This is a genomic window from Kitasatospora sp. NRRL B-11411 (assembly GCF_000721345.1).
In the GTDB taxonomy this organism is placed as follows: Bacteria; Actinomycetota; Actinomycetes; order Streptomycetales; family Streptomycetaceae; genus Kitasatospora; species Kitasatospora cineracea.
In genome coordinates this window covers 1-284 of sequence record NZ_JOGH01000337.1, presented here as the reverse complement: position 1 = coordinate 284, position 284 = coordinate 1, and the positions used below count along the sequence as shown (strand labels likewise).

1 pseudogene is annotated in these 284 nt (G+C 68.7%); it reads left to right on the top strand.

What is annotated here, in order from left to right:
* Window positions 1–284: pseudogene (locus tag IH44_RS49005) on the top strand (ISL3 family transposase); the annotation flags it as partial.

Here is a 284-nt window from a genome sequence, read left to right as displayed (position 1 = left end):
GTGGCTCTCTACTCGATCGAAGATGTGCTGTTCCCCGGAGTCGATGTTGAACTGGAGCGGGTGACTGCGGGGTTGGACCTGGTGCTGGTCGAGGTCGCCGCGTGCGGTCCGGGCGTCCGCTGCCCGGACTGCGGGTTCCGGGGGCGGCGGGTTCACTCCATGTGCTGGCGTACGGTGGCCGAGCGCCCTTTGGCGGGGCGGAAGTTGTTGATTCGGCTGCGCGTGTGCTGGTACTTCTGCGACCGTGCCCGGTGCGGGCGGCGGACGTTCGTCGAGCAGGTCCG